The following is a 16,235-nucleotide window of genomic DNA, read 5'->3' on the forward strand; positions in this document are numbered from 1 at the left end:
GGCGACGCGCGGTGCCCGTGGCTGCGCTCGTCCTCGCGTACTTGCGTACTCGTATTACGTAGTAAGGAGACACAGATGATCCGATCCATTCAAGGCACCGTGCTGGCCCTGGCGTCATCGTTGCTGCTGGCGGCGGCGCCCGCCGCCAACGCGCAACCGCAATACCCAAGCAAGCCGATCCGGCTGGTGGTGCCGTTCTCGGCAGGCAGCGCCACCGACATCCTGGCGCGCATCATTGGCAGCAAAATGGGCGAGGGTGGTACGTACCAGGTGATCGTGGACAACCGGCCCGGAGCCGGCGGCACCCTGGGTGCCACTGGCGTGGCCAAGGCGGCGCCGGACGGCTATACGCTGATCCTGGTTTCGGTCGGCCATGCGATCAATGCCACGCTGTACCCCAAGCTCTCTTATGACACGGTCAAGGATTTCGCGCCGGTCTCGCTGGTGGCAACGGTGCCCAATGTGTTGGTGGTCAATGCCGCCAGCAAGTACAAGTCGGTGCGGGACGTGGTCGCGGCTGCCAAGGCCACCCCGGGCGCGCTGAACTTCGACTCGGCGGGATCAGGCAGCTCCACGCACCTCAGCGGCGAGCTTTTCAAGATGCAGGCCGGCATCGACATCGTCCATATCCCATACAAGGGCACGGGTGAGGCGCTCACCGACGTCATGGCCGGCCGCGGCGACATGATGTTCGCGCCCACCGTCTCGGCGATGCCGTTCGTCAGGCAGGGCAAGCTGCGGGCGCTGGCGGTCACCACGGCAAAGCGCGCCAGCACGCTGCCGGACATTCCCACGGTGGCGGAGTCCGGCTTGCCTGGCTACGCCTTCGATTCCTGGTTCGGCGTGCTGGCGCCGGCGGGCACGCCCAAGCCCATCGTCGATGCGCTCAACGCAGAGATCGGCAAGGCACTGGCCGCGCCCGATGTCCGCGAGCGACTGGCGGCGCAGGGTGCGGAACCGAAGCGCTCGTCGCCGCAGGAATTCGCCGCCTATATCCAGGCAGAGATCGGCAAGCTTGCCCCGGTGGTCCGGCAATCCGGCGTGAAGGGTGGCCAGTAGGGCGGCCAGTAGCCGGGACACGGGCGGTGGCAGTGCAGGACAGGACGGGAAAAGGCGGAGCAACGCTGGCTTAGAATGCCGACTATTCCAACCCTCCGGGCTGCCGCCCCGCCAACCGCCGCCATGCCCGAGCGCAAGCGCCTTACCCTGAAAGACCTGGCTGCCGAGATCGACGTTCATTACTCGACCGTCTCGCGAGTGATGAACCCGGCCACGCGGCATCTCGTTGCGGACGAGGTGGCGGCACGCATCCTGCAACTGGCAGAGGCGCGCGGCTTCCGCCCCAACCGCATCGCGGCCGGGCTGCGCACCCAGCGCTCCGGCCTGGTGGGCGTCGTGCTGCCGGATATCGCCAACCCGGTGTTCCCACCCATCCTGGCCGGGATTGAATCCGTGCTGGCGCAGCAGGGCTACGTGCCGATCGTGGTCAACGCCGGTACTGACAAGAGCCGCCAGCGCTTTATCATCGACCAGATGATCGGGCGCCAGGTGGAAGGGCTGGTGCTCGCCACCGCGGAGCGGGAGGACCCGGTCCTCGACTACTGCCTCAAGCAGAATATCCCCGTGGTCACGGTCAACCGGGGCGAAGAAACCGGACGGGTTTCCTGCGTGGTGAGTGACAACCTGCTGGCGATGCGCCTGACGGTCGACCACCTGGTGGAGCTGGGCCACCGCTGCATCGGACATATCGCCGGACCGGCCTCGCTGTCCACCGGCTTCCTGCGGCGCGAGGGTTTCACCCAGGCGGTAAAGCGCCACCGCCTGCGGCGCGGTGAATGGCAGGTGATAGAGGCGGCCAGCTATTCGCGCGAAGCTGGCAGGCTGGCTTGCGAACAGCTCTTCGCGGCGTTCCCGCAGATGACGGCGATCGCCGCCGGCAACGACCTGGTGGCGATGGGTTGCTACGACTTCATGCGCGAGCGCGGGGTGCGCTGCCCCGACGACGTCTCGGTGGTGGGCCACAACGACATGCCTTTCGCCGACGCGCTGACGCCGCCGCTGACCACCGTGCGGATTGCCGTACACGAAATGGGCGAGGAGGCAGCCCGGCTTCTGCTCAGGAAGATCGACAAGCCTGCCTCCGATGCCGTCACGGTGCAGCTGACGCCGCAGCTGATCGTGCGGGGTTCCACGGCGGCGCCGCGCTCGAGCCCGTGAGGCCGGGCCCTGGGCATCCTTGCCACCTATCGACGGTCTCGTGCGCTCATGACGGTGGCCGCCGATCCTGCCATGCGGGAGGCCGGTTATGCGGGATCGGAGTCGAGGAAGACATAGAGCGCTGCGATCTTCTCGCCACGGACGATGATCACATCCAGGCCCGTATACTCGGGCGCTTCGCCGCGCGGGCCGGAAGCCCAGGCCAGACGGCCGGCGTTGTGGAGAGTCTGAGGCTCGCCGTGCGGCGTGTAGGCGAAGTGCGGGTGCGTCGCGCGAAGATCGCCTGCGAATTTGTCGAGAGCGTCGTGCCCAACCAATATACCCGGAGGCACGTAGAGCACGCAGTCCTCGGTATAGAGCTCCTCGATTGCCGCGCGGCGACGCGTTGCATCGCCTTCACCGAAGACCTCCTGGAGGTTGCGATACAGCAGTTGGTGGGTACGGTCATGCATAACACACTCCTTGATCAATGACTGGGGACCTTTGTGGCCGCCCCGGCTGGAGGGCTGTGCCACTCCAGCCGAGGTGTCAGGACCGGCGGCCATCGAGGCTTATACGACCGCCGCCGAATGCCATCACGTGCAGCAGACCGCCAGCCATCGCGATGTTCTTGAAGAAATGGATGAACTGATTCTGGTCGCCGAAATGGTTGTGAAAGAACACGGCGGTCGCAAGCGTGAACAGGAAGAGAACACCCGCGACGATTCGAGTGCGGTAGCCGAGCAGAAGTGCGATCCCGCCGACAACCTCGACAAGCGTGGCGATACCGAGCGCTACCGTCGGAAACGGCAATCCGACTGACTGGATGTAGCCGATCATCGTTGCCGGTGCGGCGAGCTTCGAAAGCCCGGAAAGGATGAAGATGGTGCTGATCATCGCGCGGCCCAAGGCCGGGACAATGGTGGTGACAGCGCTGGTGACAGCGCCGGAAGTTGCCGAGGGGGTGATCCCGGCTTTTGCATAGGTCTGGTTGCTCATGGGAATGTCCTTTGGGTGGATCGCCTGTCACGACGTTGGTGTGGTGCGACCAGACAAATTTATGACGGTGTGCTATTTTTCGAAATAGAAATGAATGCAAACCATTGTTGCAGGAATGTCGATGTCGAGGCTGCCGGATTTCGAAGGGCTCGCGATGTTCGCGAAGGTCGCCGAGGAAGGTTCGTTCGCCGCGGCGGCATCCACCATGGGTGTCTCGGTCGCCACAGTTTCCCGGGCCGTTACCCGCCTTGAAGAACGGCTCGGAGGCCGGCTGTTCAACCGTACCTCCCGACGGCTTGCGCTCACTGACTATGGCCACACGCTTGCCGAGCGAGCGGCGAGAATCTACGCGGAGGCCGAGGAGGCAGAGGATTTTGCACGTGAGACCTCAAGCCGGCCGCGCGGCCTGGTAAAGCTCGCGGCGCCGCTCTCCTTCGGCGCTCGCTGGGTGGCTCCGTTGTTGCCCGAGTTCTTTCAGACCTATCCGGACATTTCCGTCGATCTTCATCTCACGGACGCACATACCGATCTGATCGGCGATGGCTTTGACGCCGCCCTGCGCATCGCCATCATGGAAGACTCGTCACTTGTCGCACGTCTCATTGCACCCGTGCGTCGCTTTATCGTGGCATCTCCCGCCTATCTGTCTCGCCATGGCCGTCCTCGGCACCCGCGTGATCTTGGCGCCCACCAGTGTCTTTCCTACACCCACAGGAGTCAGCGCGACGTCTGGCGCTTTACCCATGACAGTGGCGAGGAATGCACCGTCAGGCCGAGCGGAGCGTTGCGAGGAACCAGCGTGGAGGCACTACTGCCCACGGTCCTCGCCGGGCTTGCCCTCACCGAGCTTCCCGAGTTTGTCGCGACGCAGTATTTCCGGGACCGGCAGCTCGAGCCGGTTTTGACCGATTGGCGCCTGCCTGAAGGTGGTTTGCACTTCGTCACGCCCACTGCCCGCGCACGGCCCGCAAAGGTCAGTGCGTTGGCCGATTTTTTCATCTCCAGACTCACCGCGGCGGAGTGGAGCGCAGAGACGCTGCTGGACTGGAAATCTTCTGGCCCTCGCAGAGGGTGATTCCCAACGTGAAATTTGGAACTGCCCGCACCACATTGGCCGCTCTGAATGATGCGTCAGCCTGGCGATAAGGCCTGAGTATGGAAGTCAAGACGCGCGTCCAGGGACATTTCTCTCCGGGGGCGCGCGTCTTCGCAGGCCAGTTGCGCTGGACTTGACTGTCGAAGGAGTCGGGCGTTTACGCCATGGCTACAAACTGTGCCGAGCGGCCGACGCGCTCGCGACTCCAATCGGCAAACTCGGCCAATGTCCGCCCGGTCTCGGGCAAGAACGGGAACAGCGTGAAGACATGCACCGAATCCTCGATTACGCGCAGGGTCGTGTCTACCCCACTGGCCCGCGCCTTGTCAGCCAACCGCATGGTATCGCTTTGGAGTACCTCGCCCTCTGTGGCGGCAAGGAAGACCGGCGGCAGACCACCAAGGTCCCCATATAGCGGGGATACGAGCGGATCGGTTGGCTCGTGACCCTGGAAATAGGACGCGCCAAGCAGGCTCAGCGAGTCCCGGTGCGCTGCCGGGTCCTCTCCGGAGCGGGCCCGGACCGTCGGATCGCTCAAAGTCAGGTCGGCAAAAGGACAGACCGCAAGGATTCCGGCAGGCGCTGGCAAGCCAGCGCTGCGGATCGCGAGGGCCAGGGCCAGGGCCAGTCCACCGCCAGACGATTCGCCACTGAGGAGGATCTGTCGGGAAGGCATTCCGGTAGCGAGGAGACCACGATAGGCGTCCAGGGCATCGTCGACAGCGGCAGGGTAGGGGTGCTCAGGGGCAAGCCGGTAATCGACCGTGTAGCAGGCGCCGCCAACGGCCGCGGAAAGGCGATGCGCATACTCCAGCGAACTGCGCGCCGAGCCGAGCACGTAGGCGCCGCCATGAAAATGCAGCACGACGGGGTTGTCCGCTGAAGCTTCAGCGGCGTCGACTCTGAGAGCCTGCACGCCGTGGAGTTCGACTTGCTCGATGGACACGTCGCGCGGCACCGGGAAGTGGTTCAGCAGCATACGGTCGTAAGCCTCGCGCATGCCATCGTGGCCGCGGGCCACGTCTTCTGGGGCGAAGGTATTTTTCCAGATGTCGAAGGCGCGCTGGCTCTCGGGCCGCTGCATGCGCTTGCCTTCTCTGGCATTGGCAATGCCCACCACTTCGTCGGGAGGTTGCCGGGCTGCCAGGCGTTCGTCGTGTCCCCATACAAAGGACCAGGAGGACTCGGCAAGCGGATCGATGCGAGCCATCCCTTTCCAGCGACCATTCCGTACGCGCACCCGCTCAGGGTCGGATTCGTGCACCATTTTCACAATGGCGCGGGCACCGGCCTGCACGCGGGTGGTGCGTGGTTGCCGGCGGCGCTCGTACTCGAGCAGTCGTTCGGCAACACTCGCGTTGCTCTCCCTTGCCAGGGTGACCGCCAGGGTCCAGGCGTCCTCGATGGACTGGCATGCGCCCTGCGCCAGGAACGGCACCATGGCGTGAGCCGCGTCGCCCAGCAGTGTGATGCGGCCGGTGCCCCACGTTTCGATCGGATCCCGGTAATACATGCCCGTGATGAAGCCGGTCTCCACCTGATCGAGCAATGCGGTGACCGTCGGCTCGGCGCCCTGGAATGAGCGTCGCAGTTCCTCGACGTCGCCGCTGGTGCTCCAGCTTTCGCGATGCACTTCTCCTGCCGGTACGGACGCGAGAATGCTGTACAGGTCCGGTCGCACCCAATACGAGATCACGGTGCGTCCCGGACCGAACCAGTTGTTGCCTCGCACGGGAAGCGGCAGGCCGGCAAGCTTGTGGGCAGGGATCAGCGCGCGCCACATCAGAATGTTGGCGAACTGCGTCTTTTCCGGCCCCCGGAGCGCTGCACGCACGGCCGAGTGAATGCCATCGGCACCCACCACCACGTCGGCCTCGAGCCGCTCCCCGCCGACAAGATCCACCCACGCCCGGTCGGCGTCCTGGCCGATCCAGGTGACCTTGGCACCGAGCCGGATAGCGCTCGCAGGCAGCCCACGTGCGAGGATATCGATCAGGTCGGCGCGATGAACGTTGTACATCGGCGCGCCATAGCGCCTGGCCGCTTCGGGGCCAAGTGGCGCAAAATACAGTCGGCGGCCGGGGACCAGGTCGCGGTAGTCAAAGCCATCAGGCTGCGTGGCAACGGCAGCAAGGTCTGCCTCGATGCCCAGTTCACGCAACACCAGTGCCCCATTGCTTGCTACCTGTATGCCGGCGCCAACCTCTGTCAGTTTTTCGGCTTGCTCCAGAACCACCGCGTCGATGCCGTGGTGCCGCAGCGCCAGCGCCGCACATAGTCCTCCGATGCCCGCCCCTACAATGATCACTCGCATGTCGCTACGCTCCTTGCCATAAGTAAGTGTTCCGTCTTAATTAATATAATTCGCTTAACTAGAGATGACATCAGTGAAAACCCTGCGGGCTGACGGTTTGGAGACGCGGGCTCGGCTCAAACAGGCGGCACAGCGGCTGTTTGCGCTGCGCGGCGTTGAAGGCGTGACAGTGCAGGAGATCGTGTCGGCCGCGGGCCAGCGGAACAATGCCGCGTTGCACTACCACTTCGGATCCAGGCGCGACCTGCTCAAGGAGCTGGTGCTCGACGGCGCGCGGCTCATCGATGCCCGGCGCCAGGCGATGCTTGACCAGATGGAGGCGGCACAAACGCTGTCGATGCGAGGTTTGCTCGAGGCGCTGGCGTACCCGCTGCTCGAACTTGGCCAGCAGACAGGGCAGTACACCTACATCCGCATGATCGCGAGTGTGCAGCTGACGGATCGCGAGCTGCTGAGGGAAGCGGTGGGCGACACGTGGAACAAGGGTTACCGGCGCTGCCTGGCGCACCTTGGGGAGTTGCTGCCCCATATTCCTCCAGCGATCCTGCACCAGCGCCTCACGCTGGTTGGCATCTATGGCAGTGCAGTCTGGGCGGCGTGGGAAGCCGCGGTGGACTCGCAGGTTGCCAATCGGTTCTGGGAGCCGGCTTTTAGCATATCCAGTGTGCTGGACACGCTGCAGGCCACGTTGGAGGTGACGCCTTCCGCGTCGACGCTCGAGCTGCTTGCGGCGTCACCTGATGGCAGCGCGCAGACGTACACGCCGAAGTAGGGCTGGCGCCATGCACGCGCGGACCGCAAGTGCCCGGTCCTCCTCCGGAGGCGACGTCAGCGGAAGTTAGATTGTCGTTACCGTGGTCGAACTTGCGAGTTCGCCTTGCCTTCTGCAATCGATTGCATTAAATTAAATCCCGAAGCGCCATCACCACCCGAACAACATAGAAGTTGTGCGGGATGACGAGTGATCGCTAATACATTTCCATTCGTTCATTTCTGCAATCGATTGCAAGGAGAGCGCCACATGGCCGAAGCAACGCAAGACCGATCGAACCTGAACCGCCCGTACTGGGGGGCAATCCTTGGTGGCCGGGTCGCCGAGGCGGGCAGTGACCAGGAGTTTTTCATTGTCGAGGAAGCCGCGACGGCGAAGCCAATGGGCCGCGTGGTGTCCGCAGACGAAGCGCTCGTAGGCCGCGTGGTCGCGGATTCGCGGCAAGCGTACGAGAATGACTGGCGCCAGAGATCCCCTCGCGAGCGCGCGCAGTTGCTGCATCAGGTTGCGGCGAAGATTCGCGAGCATGCCGACGAACTCGCCGAACTCGAGGCGCGCGAAGTCGGGAAACCGAAGCGCGATGCACTCCGCTTTGATGTCTCTTACTGTCACGCCTGTTTCGACTACTTCGCAGGCCTGGCCGATACGCTCCATGGCGAAATCCTTGACCAGGGTGCGATCGAGGCGCGTGTACTGTTTGAGCCGTATGGCGTGGTCGCGGCCATCCTGCCGTTCAACTGGCCGCCGATTCACTTTGCGAAGAAGTCCGCGCCGGCACTGGCCGCCGGCAATACCGTCATCGTCAAACCGGGTGAACAGGCGCCGCTCACCGTCCTGCGACTGGTCGAACTGGCCAATCAGATTCTTCCCCCGGGCGTTCTGAACGTCGTTCCCGGCATCAAGGCGGGCCCCGCCCTGGCATCGCATCCCAAGGTTGAACGCATCAGCTTCACGGGTGCAACCGCGACCGGCCGCCGCGTGCTGCAGAGCGCGGCGGAGAACATCACTTACGCAACCATGGAGCTTGGCGGCAAGAATGCTCTGCTCATTCTGGAAGATGCGGACATGGAGGTGGCCCTGAACGTCGCCCTGGAAGGCATGTTCTATAACCAGGGCGAAGCGTGCACGTCGACCGCACGCATTCTCGTACATGAATCCCGGTACGCCGAGTTCGAAACCAGATTTGCCCGCGCCACAGAGAAGCTTGTTGTCGGTAACGGCCTGGATCCGAAAACGGATATCGGTCCGATGGTCGACGGCAGGCAGCGCGACCGCGTGATGGGATACATCGACATTGCCCTGCGCGAAGGCGCACGGCTGGTGACGCAAGGCACGTTGCCGACCGACACGCAATACGAGCACGGCTACTGGGTTCCGCCCACCGTACTTGGCGATGTCGTGCCGACGATGACGGTTGCCCAGGAAGAGATCTTCGGGCCGGTAGCCTGCCTGATGCGTTTCAAGACCGAGGATGAAGCCGTCGAGATCGCAAATGGCACGGCCTATGGGCTGACCGCGGCGATTGTCACGACAGACGAGAATCGTGCGTGGAAGCTCGCCCCTCGCCTCGAAGCCGGGATGATCTTCGTGAACAACTACATGCGCAGGGCTTTCCTCGGCTCGCCGTTCGGCGGTGTCAAAGGCAGCGGGTTCGGTCGTGAAAACGCGACCGAAACGCTCAAGGAATTCGTACGCTCGAAGAATGTCCGCTTCCCATCCGGAAAGACGCCGATCCCGACTTGGCCGCCGAAAGACTAGGCAGTAGGCCATCGGAGTACTGCCAGTACGGAATGCCGGTGTCGTCCATGGAGACCAAGACGACTCCGGTGTTCAGGTCAATCCACCAAGGAACCCACACAATGAAGAAGACCCTCATCAAGAACGGTTATGTCGTCACCGTCAACGGAGCGCGCGACGTGTTCGAGCGCGGCGCCGTCGCGGTCGAAGGCAAGCGCATCACCGGCGTCTATGCGCATGAAGATACCCCGACCGATGGTTTTGACGAAACCATCGACGCCAGCGGCTGCCTGGTCATTCCCGGCCTGATCAATCTGCATCAGCATCCGTGGTATTCGATGTTCAAGGGCATCGCGGACGGCATGCTGCTCGAGGACTGGATCGACAACCTGGTCTTTCCTCTCGTCCGGCATCTGTCGAACGACGCGATGCGGCTCAGTGGCTATCAATGCGCCCTCGAGATGCTCGCAACCGGTACGACGACCTCGTTCAACCACTCCGTGTCGGTCAGCGACGAAGCGATCGTGAAATCGAGCGTCGAGTCTCAGGCCGAAGTGGGTATCCGTCAATTCTTCGGCAAAGAGCTGCGCTGCCGCAACAGCCGCTTCCTTGACCATCCGCTTTCCCTGGACGAGTCACTGGCAGCCGCCGAAGAGGATATCCGTCGCTGGGACGGAAAACAGGATGGCCTGATCCGCATGGGAATGGTCATCGAAGCCAACGCGCATTGGACTTCATCCGGCATGAGCACGGAAGCACTGATCATCCGGGGTACGGAACTGGCGCGCAAGCTCAATGTTCGCATCAGCAGCCACATCGCAGCGGGTACGTTCTCCACGGAAAGAGGGTTCCTGAGGCACCTCCGCGAGACCGGCCGCACGGACGTGCGGTATCTCATGCAGCTCGGCGTCCTGGATGAACAATGGATGCTGATCCATGGCATCCACTGCACTGAGCTGGATCTTGAACAGATGGCGCGCGTTGGTGCCGGCCTGGTGTACACGCCCACCAGCGAAGCCATGCGCGGTGGCGGTATCGCCCCCGCGGCAAATGCCCTGCGCACGGGCGTGCCGACGGCGCTCGGCACCGACGGCGCCATGGTCGACTACACCAACGACATGCTCGAGCAAGTCAAGGCATGCGTGCTGTTTCAACACCAACGCCATCTGGATCCGACACGCATGCCGTTCGAGCGGGCACTGGAAATGGCGACCATCAATGGCGCCCACGTTCTCGGCGTTGCCGACGAACTGGGTTCGCTTGAGGCAGGAAAGCTGGCCGATATCGCGGTCTTCGACATGCGAGGCCCTCATGTCGGGTCACTGCAACGACCGCTGTCCGCTTTCCTCGGCGCCGGCAAGGGAACGGATGCGAAATATGTCATGGTCAACGGCGATATCGTGTTCCGCGAAGGGGAGTTCACCAAGTTCAGGGAGCGCAAGCAAGTCCTCGGCAACGTTGAAAAGCTCGCGGCAGAGATCATTTCGAAGGCCGGACTTGCATCCAGGCTGGAGGTGACGTGGAAAGAGAAGTGTCCCCCGCTTTCCGTTCCGCGTGCCCCGGCTTGACCGGGTTCGTCATTTCAACCATTTCAGTGCCATGGCATACGTGAATCTCATCATCGCCTTCGCTTTTCTCTCGGCAGCCATCGTCAACCTCGCAGGTCCGCAGGTGATCCGCGCCGAGTTTGCAAAGTGGGGCTACCCCGACTGGCTCAGGGTGACCGTCTCAGCCGTCGAACTCGGTGGGGCGATTCTGTTGTGCATCGCCGGAACGCAATGGCTGGGGGCTCTGATGCTGCTGGTCGTCACGCTGGGAATCCTGGTGTCGTTCACCAGATCGAAGGAATGGATGCGAATGCAATATCCCTTCGTATTGTTCCTGCTTCTGGCGGCCATTCTCCGGCAGCCCCATGCTTGACGGCGTCGAATGCCATGGCGACCTCCCCGGGTCGTCATGGCGGCGCATGACCAGGTCCTTTTCCAGGTAACCGAAGGGTAGAGTCTCTGGCGTCCCTGTCATGGCGGCGCTGACGGTGGCTAACCCTCATTATCCAATACAATCGATTGCAGTCATATCATTCATCGGCTCCCCGGTAGATACATTGCTGCCTGAAACACGCCGCTGCGACAGGAATATACGATGCTTTCCCGCCCCATGAACGTCAGAACAATGATCAACGAGCGACCGATGTCGCGGTTTCAGATCCGGACACTAATTCTGTGTTTCCTCGTCCTGGTGACCGACGGATACGACACTGTCGTTCTCGGATTCATTGGCCCCTCACTTAAGTCCCACTTTGGCGCAAGTCCGGCGCAACTCGCCCCCTTGTTTGGCGCCGGCTTCTTTGGTCTGGCTGTCGGGTCATTCCTGTTCGGGCCCCTGGCCGACCGCTTCGGAAGAAAGACGGTGCTGATGATCACCGTCGTGTTGTTCGGGATTCTGAGCCTGGTCTCGGCGTGGGCGCCTTCGCTCGAGATTCTGATTGTCCTTCGATTCCTCACCGGGTTGGGACTCGGAGGCGCGATGCCCAACGCCTACACACTGGCCGTCGAGTATTGCCCCGACCGTCTTCGAGCGACGCTCGTGGCGCCATTGGGCTGTGGCATCTCGGCGGGCGGCGTTCTGGGTGGCCTGATTGCGCCGCATATGATCAGCACCTCTGGCTGGCAGTCCATGCTGGTCCTCGGCGGTGCATTGCCCATGCTCGTTGCCCTCATCCTGTGGTGGTGGTTGCCGGAATCCGTGCGTTATCTCGTCGCGAAAGGCCGCCAGGAAGAAGCCCGTTCAATTGTCAAACGTATCGATCCGGACTTTCCGAAAGAAGCGGCGCTCGCGCTCGACGAGGAGGCCGCCAGGGGTTTCCCGGTTTCCCTGCTGCTTCGACCTGGCCTTCGGGGCGGAACGCTATTGCTCTGGGTCACCGCGTTCATGGCATTGCTCGTTGTCTACTTCCTGGGCAACTGGATGACGATGCTCGTGCAGGAGACGGGTGTTCCGTTCAGTCAGGCGTCGCGGATGACCGCGCTTTATCTGACGGGCAACGCGCTTGGCGCCGTGCTGCTGGGCTTCCTGATGGACCGCATGAACCCGCAGTATGTTGTGGCAGGAGCGTTCCTGTGCGCCGCCATCAGCCTCGCTTCGCTCGGTCATCTGACCAGCGTGCCGGCAATTGCCGTGGTCGCGCTGCTTATCACCGGCATAGGCACCGGTGGCGCGATGACCGGCACCAGCATCCTGTCCGCGGGCTTTTATCCCACCGTGTCGCGAGCGACCGGCGTGGCGTGGACATTGGGCATGGGACGCGTCGGCTCGATTATTGGTTCGATGGTGGGTGGTGCAATGCTGGCAGCCCATTGGGCGCCAGCGGTCATGTTTGCTGTCGTGGCGATTCCGATTGCGGTGGCGGCACTGAGCGTATATTGCCTGGCGATTTTTCGTCGTCGCCATCGCCAGGAATCCATGCCGCTATCGCCGCGAGAGGTAGCTTCAGGCAGCAAGACGGCGTCCGGAGCTTGAGAACCCCGCTTCCGCCGCCTTTCCAGGACGTCACGTCGGGTGCCCGATCGGGCACGACCAACCCGCCTGTTGCAGTTCGATCGATAGGGCCGCCCCAGGATGCAAACGATTGCATTCAACAGGCAATCTTTTGTAGAAAGAGCTTTCAATACACCGAAGCAGGAGAACCATGCAGCCAATGAGCTGGTGGAGGAGAAATCAAATGCAAAATGGCAAATGGCTGGTCGGCGCGCTGGCGGCGGTCCCGGTCGTCGCGGCCGCGCAGTCGGTCACGCTGTACGGCGTGTTGGATACGGGCGTGGAATACGTCAATCGTATCGGCGCGGCTGGCCACGACGTCGTGCGCATGCCGAATCTGACTGCCACCGTACCGTCGCGCTGGGGCCTGCGCGGCACCGAGGACCTCGGTGGCGGACTAAAGAGTGTCTTCGTGCTCGAATCCGGCTTCGCACCCGATTCGGGTACTTCGGGGCAGGGTGGCCGTCTGTTTGGCCGCCAGGCATTCGTCGGCCTGAGCGATGATCGCTGGGGGCAGATCACCTTTGGTCGGCAATTTACGATGCAGTTCTGGTCGACCCTTGACTCCGATATCCTGACTTCCAACGTGTATGGCGGAAACGCGCTGGATAGCTTTCGCGCCAATCCGCGTGCTGACAACGCTATCGGCTACAAAGGGAAGTTCGGGGGCGTGACGATCGGCGGCACCTATAGCCTTGGCCGTGACTCAGTCAACGTGCCCGCCGGGGCCAACTGCGCCGGCGAAAATCCTGCCGACAAGTCCGCTTGCCGCGACTGGTCGGCGATGCTGGCATATGACACGAACTGGTGGGGGGTATCCACGGCCTACGAGTCGATGCGCGGCGGCGCAGGTGCCGCCGGCGGCCTGACCAGTAGCAGCAAGAAGGACGATCGCTGGATCTTTGGCGGCTACATGCAGCTGTCGAGCGTGAAGCTCGGTGTCGGCGGTACGCTTCGCAATAACGAAGGCAGTGCGACTCCACATAGCCAGCTTTACTACGGTGGTGTCTCCTACGACATCACGCCGGCCTTCAATCTGGCCGGAGAGGTGTATTACCTGCACTTCAATAACAGTCCCAACAAGGCATGGCTCGAGGCGATCCGCGGAACCTACTCATTCTCCAAGCGCACCGCGGTGTACGTGACGGCCGGCTTTATCGATAATCGTGGCAATCTCGCGTTGTCGGTCAGCAGTGGAGACACAACCAGTGCCGCGCCGAAGCCGGGAGGCAACCAGTTCGGCACGATGGTGGGCGTGAAACACACCTTCTGACGCGTTTGCTTCTTTACGCGCTCTGGAAACCTTGCCCGAGCGGGTAAAGCATGTCTCACGGAGCAAGAAATGCATGTTCTAACTGTCCTCGGTTTCGAAGGTGCCTTCAACCTTCCGATCTGGGTGGCTCAGCAGCAGCGGTTCTTCGAAAAGCACGAGCTGGACGTCGGCCTCGAGTACGTCAAGGGATCGGTCGACATGGTCAATCGCCTGACTTCCGGCACGGCGCAGATCGCGTTGACCAGCGTGGACAATGTCCTCGCGTACCGGAGCGGGCAGGGTGAGACGGCAAGCGGCAGCGCCCCGGACCTGGTGGCATTCATGGGAGGCGATCATGGCTTCCTGTCGCTGATGTCGCAGCCAGAGATCACCTCTGTTTCACAGCTGCGAGGCAAGACGCTTTCGGTCGACGCGCTGACCACCGGCTTTGCTTTCGTGCTGCGTGAAATCCTGATCGCGAACCGTATCGCGGTGGCGGATGTGGCATTTGATGCGGCGGGCGGCACGGGAAACCGGTATCGCGCGCTGATTGCCGGCAAGCACGATGGCACACTGGTGCGCTCACCCTTCGAGCGCCTGGCGGAACGCCAGGGATGTCACGTACTGGTGAGTGGCAAGTCCCTGTTTGCAGACTACCTGGGAACGGTGGGCGCGGTCATGCAGTCCTGGGCATCGCACAACCCGGCACAAGTGGTCGGATTCATTCTGGCGTACCGGGAGGCCTTGAACTGGATCTTCGATGCGAACAACATCGAAGCGATCGTCGAAATTCTGCGCGCTGAGTTCGCCCAGCTCATGTACGAGGATGCACGCGCCGTTCTCGAGGACCTGGTGGACCCGGCATACGGGCTCATTCGGGATATGGAAATCCCGGACGCGGGTCTGGAGCTGGTCTCGCGCATTCGTGACGTCCATGCGTCGGTGCCGACCAGTCGGCCGCTTGGGGATTGTGTGGACCGGCACTATCTCAGGCTGGCACAGGACTCGACCGGCTGGGCGCGCTAGCCGCCCTTGCGAGGAGAAGCGGTCGAGCCCCTTACGATCAGCTTGGGCGGGAGCACGATGTTGCGTACCGGTTGATCCCGAACGTCAATGGCCTGCTGAAGAAGATCGGCCACCTGGCGTCCCATCTCCTGATGACTGATACGGATGGTCGTCAGAGGCGGGGCGACCATGTCGACAAGCGGCATGTCGTTATGCCCAACCACCGACAAGTCGCGGGGGCATTGCAGTCCGAGTTCGTGCAACGCGTCGTACACGCCGAGCGCAAGCGAATCGTTGGCAGCAACGATCGCTGACACGTCCTTGTGTTTGCTCAACAACCGGGTCGTTGCTTCCTTCCCGTGTTCGCGCGAATAGGCCTGGGCCACCTCGTAAGGCGCACCCTTGCCATCCAGACCGTGCGACGCCAGTGCCTGCACGAAGCCTTTGCGCCTGAGAAACCCCGTTGAATAGTCCGGAGGACCGCCAATATGGCCGATCCTTGCATGACCCAATTCAACCAGATGGTCGACGGCCAGCTGGGCGCCAAGGATCTCGTCAGACACGACAGCCGACAATCTCGCGTCGTCTTCCGTTCGGTTGACCAGCACCGTGGGCACGCCCTTCTCGAGGCAAAACGATACCAGTGGATCGTGACGCGTCACCGTGGCGAGGATAAGTCCGTCGACTCGCCGTGCGATGAGGCCGTGTGCAAATTCCAGTTGTGCTTCGCAGTCAGTACCTACGTAGGCGACGATCGCGAAGTATCCGTGCGCGGCCAGGCGTTCGGTCGCTCCAGCCAGGATCGGGGTGAAAACACTGGTTGCGATCTGGGGAACCAGAATGCCGACAAGTTTCGAGCGCCCGGTCCGCAAACTTGCCGCTACCGGATCCAGCCGGTAACCGAGCTTGCTGGCGGCCTTCATGACTCTCGCCACGGCTTCGGGCAAGACAACAGAACGCGTGGCAGGATTCAATGCGCGCGAAACCGTCGACACATGGACGCCAGCGAGTTCGGCGACCTGTTTCATGGTGATTGCACGCTGACCGGCAGATTGAGCTGTTTTTCCCTTCACGACAGGCCTGCCCTGGTTCAGTTTGAAATATGGCCGGGCCATCCGATGCGTGGACAAACGACCGAAACGGGGGCGTGGCAGCGGCTATGGTCGTCGTGCGCATGCCCGGATAGGTCCCCCGACGTAGTGACAATCGATTGTATCAATCCGATCCGAAATCGCAAACACGCCGCGCTTCAGAGATGACGGAGGGCACCGGTCAGTATCGATACGGTTCGTCGGTCGGTGTTGGCAAGATGCAATCGGTTGCAGAT

At 62.4% G+C, this 16,235-nt stretch carries 14 protein-coding genes; 10 read left to right on the forward strand and 4 right to left on the reverse strand.

Annotated elements, in window-relative coordinates; all coding sequences use genetic code 11:
- Window positions 1-75: 75 nt before the first annotated feature.
- Both RM96_RS12025 and RM96_RS12030 read left to right on the forward strand, forming a co-directional pair.
- On the forward strand, window positions 76-1,059 hold the full coding sequence (locus RM96_RS12025) for a tripartite tricarboxylate transporter substrate binding protein (protein WP_039010752.1): 984 nt from the start codon (window positions 76-78) through the stop codon (window positions 1,057-1,059).
- 123 nt (window positions 1,060-1,182) lie between these two features.
- Window positions 1,183-2,217 (forward strand): LacI family DNA-binding transcriptional regulator, encoded by a 1,035-nt coding sequence (locus RM96_RS12030; protein ID WP_052279467.1) that lies wholly within the window; start codon window positions 1,183-1,185, stop codon window positions 2,215-2,217.
- An 86-nt stretch (window positions 2,218-2,303) separates the two neighbouring features.
- Here RM96_RS12030 and RM96_RS12035 read toward each other — a convergent pair whose 3' ends face one another.
- Window positions 2,304-2,669, reverse strand: coding sequence for a nuclear transport factor 2 family protein (locus tag RM96_RS12035; RefSeq protein ID WP_039010755.1), 366 nt, complete (start codon window positions 2,667-2,669; stop codon window positions 2,304-2,306).
- A gap of 76 nt (window positions 2,670-2,745) precedes the next feature.
- A complete protein-coding gene (locus RM96_RS12040; protein ID WP_039010756.1) occupies window positions 2,746-3,195 on the reverse strand; it encodes a DoxX family protein in 450 nt (149 codons plus the stop codon).
- 121 nt (window positions 3,196-3,316) lie between these two features.
- Here RM96_RS12040 and RM96_RS12045 point away from each other — a divergent pair, with 121 nt between their 5' ends.
- The gene (locus tag RM96_RS12045; protein WP_052279468.1) at window positions 3,317-4,270 is read left to right on the forward strand and encodes a LysR family transcriptional regulator; all 954 of its coding nucleotides are present in this window, start codon (window positions 3,317-3,319) and stop codon (window positions 4,268-4,270) included.
- 178 nt (window positions 4,271-4,448) lie between these two features.
- Here RM96_RS12045 and RM96_RS12050 read toward each other — a convergent pair whose 3' ends face one another.
- Window positions 4,449-6,605, reverse strand: coding sequence for an alpha/beta hydrolase fold domain-containing protein (locus RM96_RS12050; protein ID WP_039010759.1), 2,157 nt, complete (start codon window positions 6,603-6,605; stop codon window positions 4,449-4,451).
- A 73-nt stretch (window positions 6,606-6,678) separates the two neighbouring features.
- Here RM96_RS12050 and RM96_RS12055 point away from each other — a divergent pair, with 73 nt between their 5' ends.
- From RM96_RS12055 to RM96_RS12085, 7 genes are all read left to right on the forward strand, one after another.
- Window positions 6,679-7,377 carry a TetR/AcrR family transcriptional regulator gene (locus RM96_RS12055; protein WP_193752437.1) on the forward strand — a complete coding sequence of 233 codons (699 nt, stop codon included), beginning with the start codon at window positions 6,679-6,681 and terminating at the stop codon, window positions 7,375-7,377.
- A gap of 249 nt (window positions 7,378-7,626) precedes the next feature.
- Window positions 7,627-9,135, forward strand: a complete 1,509-nt coding sequence (locus RM96_RS12060) for an aldehyde dehydrogenase family protein (protein ID WP_039010760.1) — start codon at window positions 7,627-7,629, stop codon at window positions 9,133-9,135.
- Window positions 9,136-9,236: 101 nt separating this feature from the next.
- Complete coding sequence (locus RM96_RS12065; RefSeq protein ID WP_039010761.1) at window positions 9,237-10,682, forward strand: amidohydrolase family protein; 1,446 nt, start codon at window positions 9,237-9,239, stop codon at window positions 10,680-10,682.
- Window positions 10,683-10,713: 31 nt separating this feature from the next.
- Complete coding sequence (locus RM96_RS36285) at window positions 10,714-11,034, forward strand: DoxX family protein (protein WP_152624094.1); 321 nt, start codon at window positions 10,714-10,716, stop codon at window positions 11,032-11,034.
- 222 nt (window positions 11,035-11,256) lie between these two features.
- Window positions 11,257-12,633, forward strand: a complete 1,377-nt coding sequence (locus RM96_RS12075; protein ID WP_039010762.1) for an MFS transporter — start codon at window positions 11,257-11,259, stop codon at window positions 12,631-12,633.
- A gap of 202 nt (window positions 12,634-12,835) precedes the next feature.
- Window positions 12,836-13,924: a porin gene (locus RM96_RS12080; RefSeq protein WP_039010763.1), complete on the forward strand. Its 1,089-nt coding sequence runs from the start codon at window positions 12,836-12,838 to the stop codon at window positions 13,922-13,924.
- A gap of 123 nt (window positions 13,925-14,047) precedes the next feature.
- Window positions 14,048-14,929, forward strand: a complete 882-nt coding sequence (locus RM96_RS12085) for an ABC transporter substrate-binding protein (protein ID WP_193752438.1) — start codon at window positions 14,048-14,050, stop codon at window positions 14,927-14,929.
- Here the strand turns inward: RM96_RS12085 and RM96_RS12090 are convergent.
- Window positions 14,926-15,936: a LacI family DNA-binding transcriptional regulator gene (locus RM96_RS12090; RefSeq protein WP_039010764.1), complete on the reverse strand. Its 1,011-nt coding sequence runs from the start codon at window positions 15,934-15,936 to the stop codon at window positions 14,926-14,928. The genes RM96_RS12085 and RM96_RS12090 overlap by 4 nt on opposite strands.
- Between the last annotated feature and the right edge of the window lie 299 nt (window positions 15,937-16,235).

This window comes from Cupriavidus sp. IDO (assembly GCF_000812465.1).
GTDB lineage: Bacteria > Pseudomonadota > Gammaproteobacteria > Burkholderiales > Burkholderiaceae > Cupriavidus.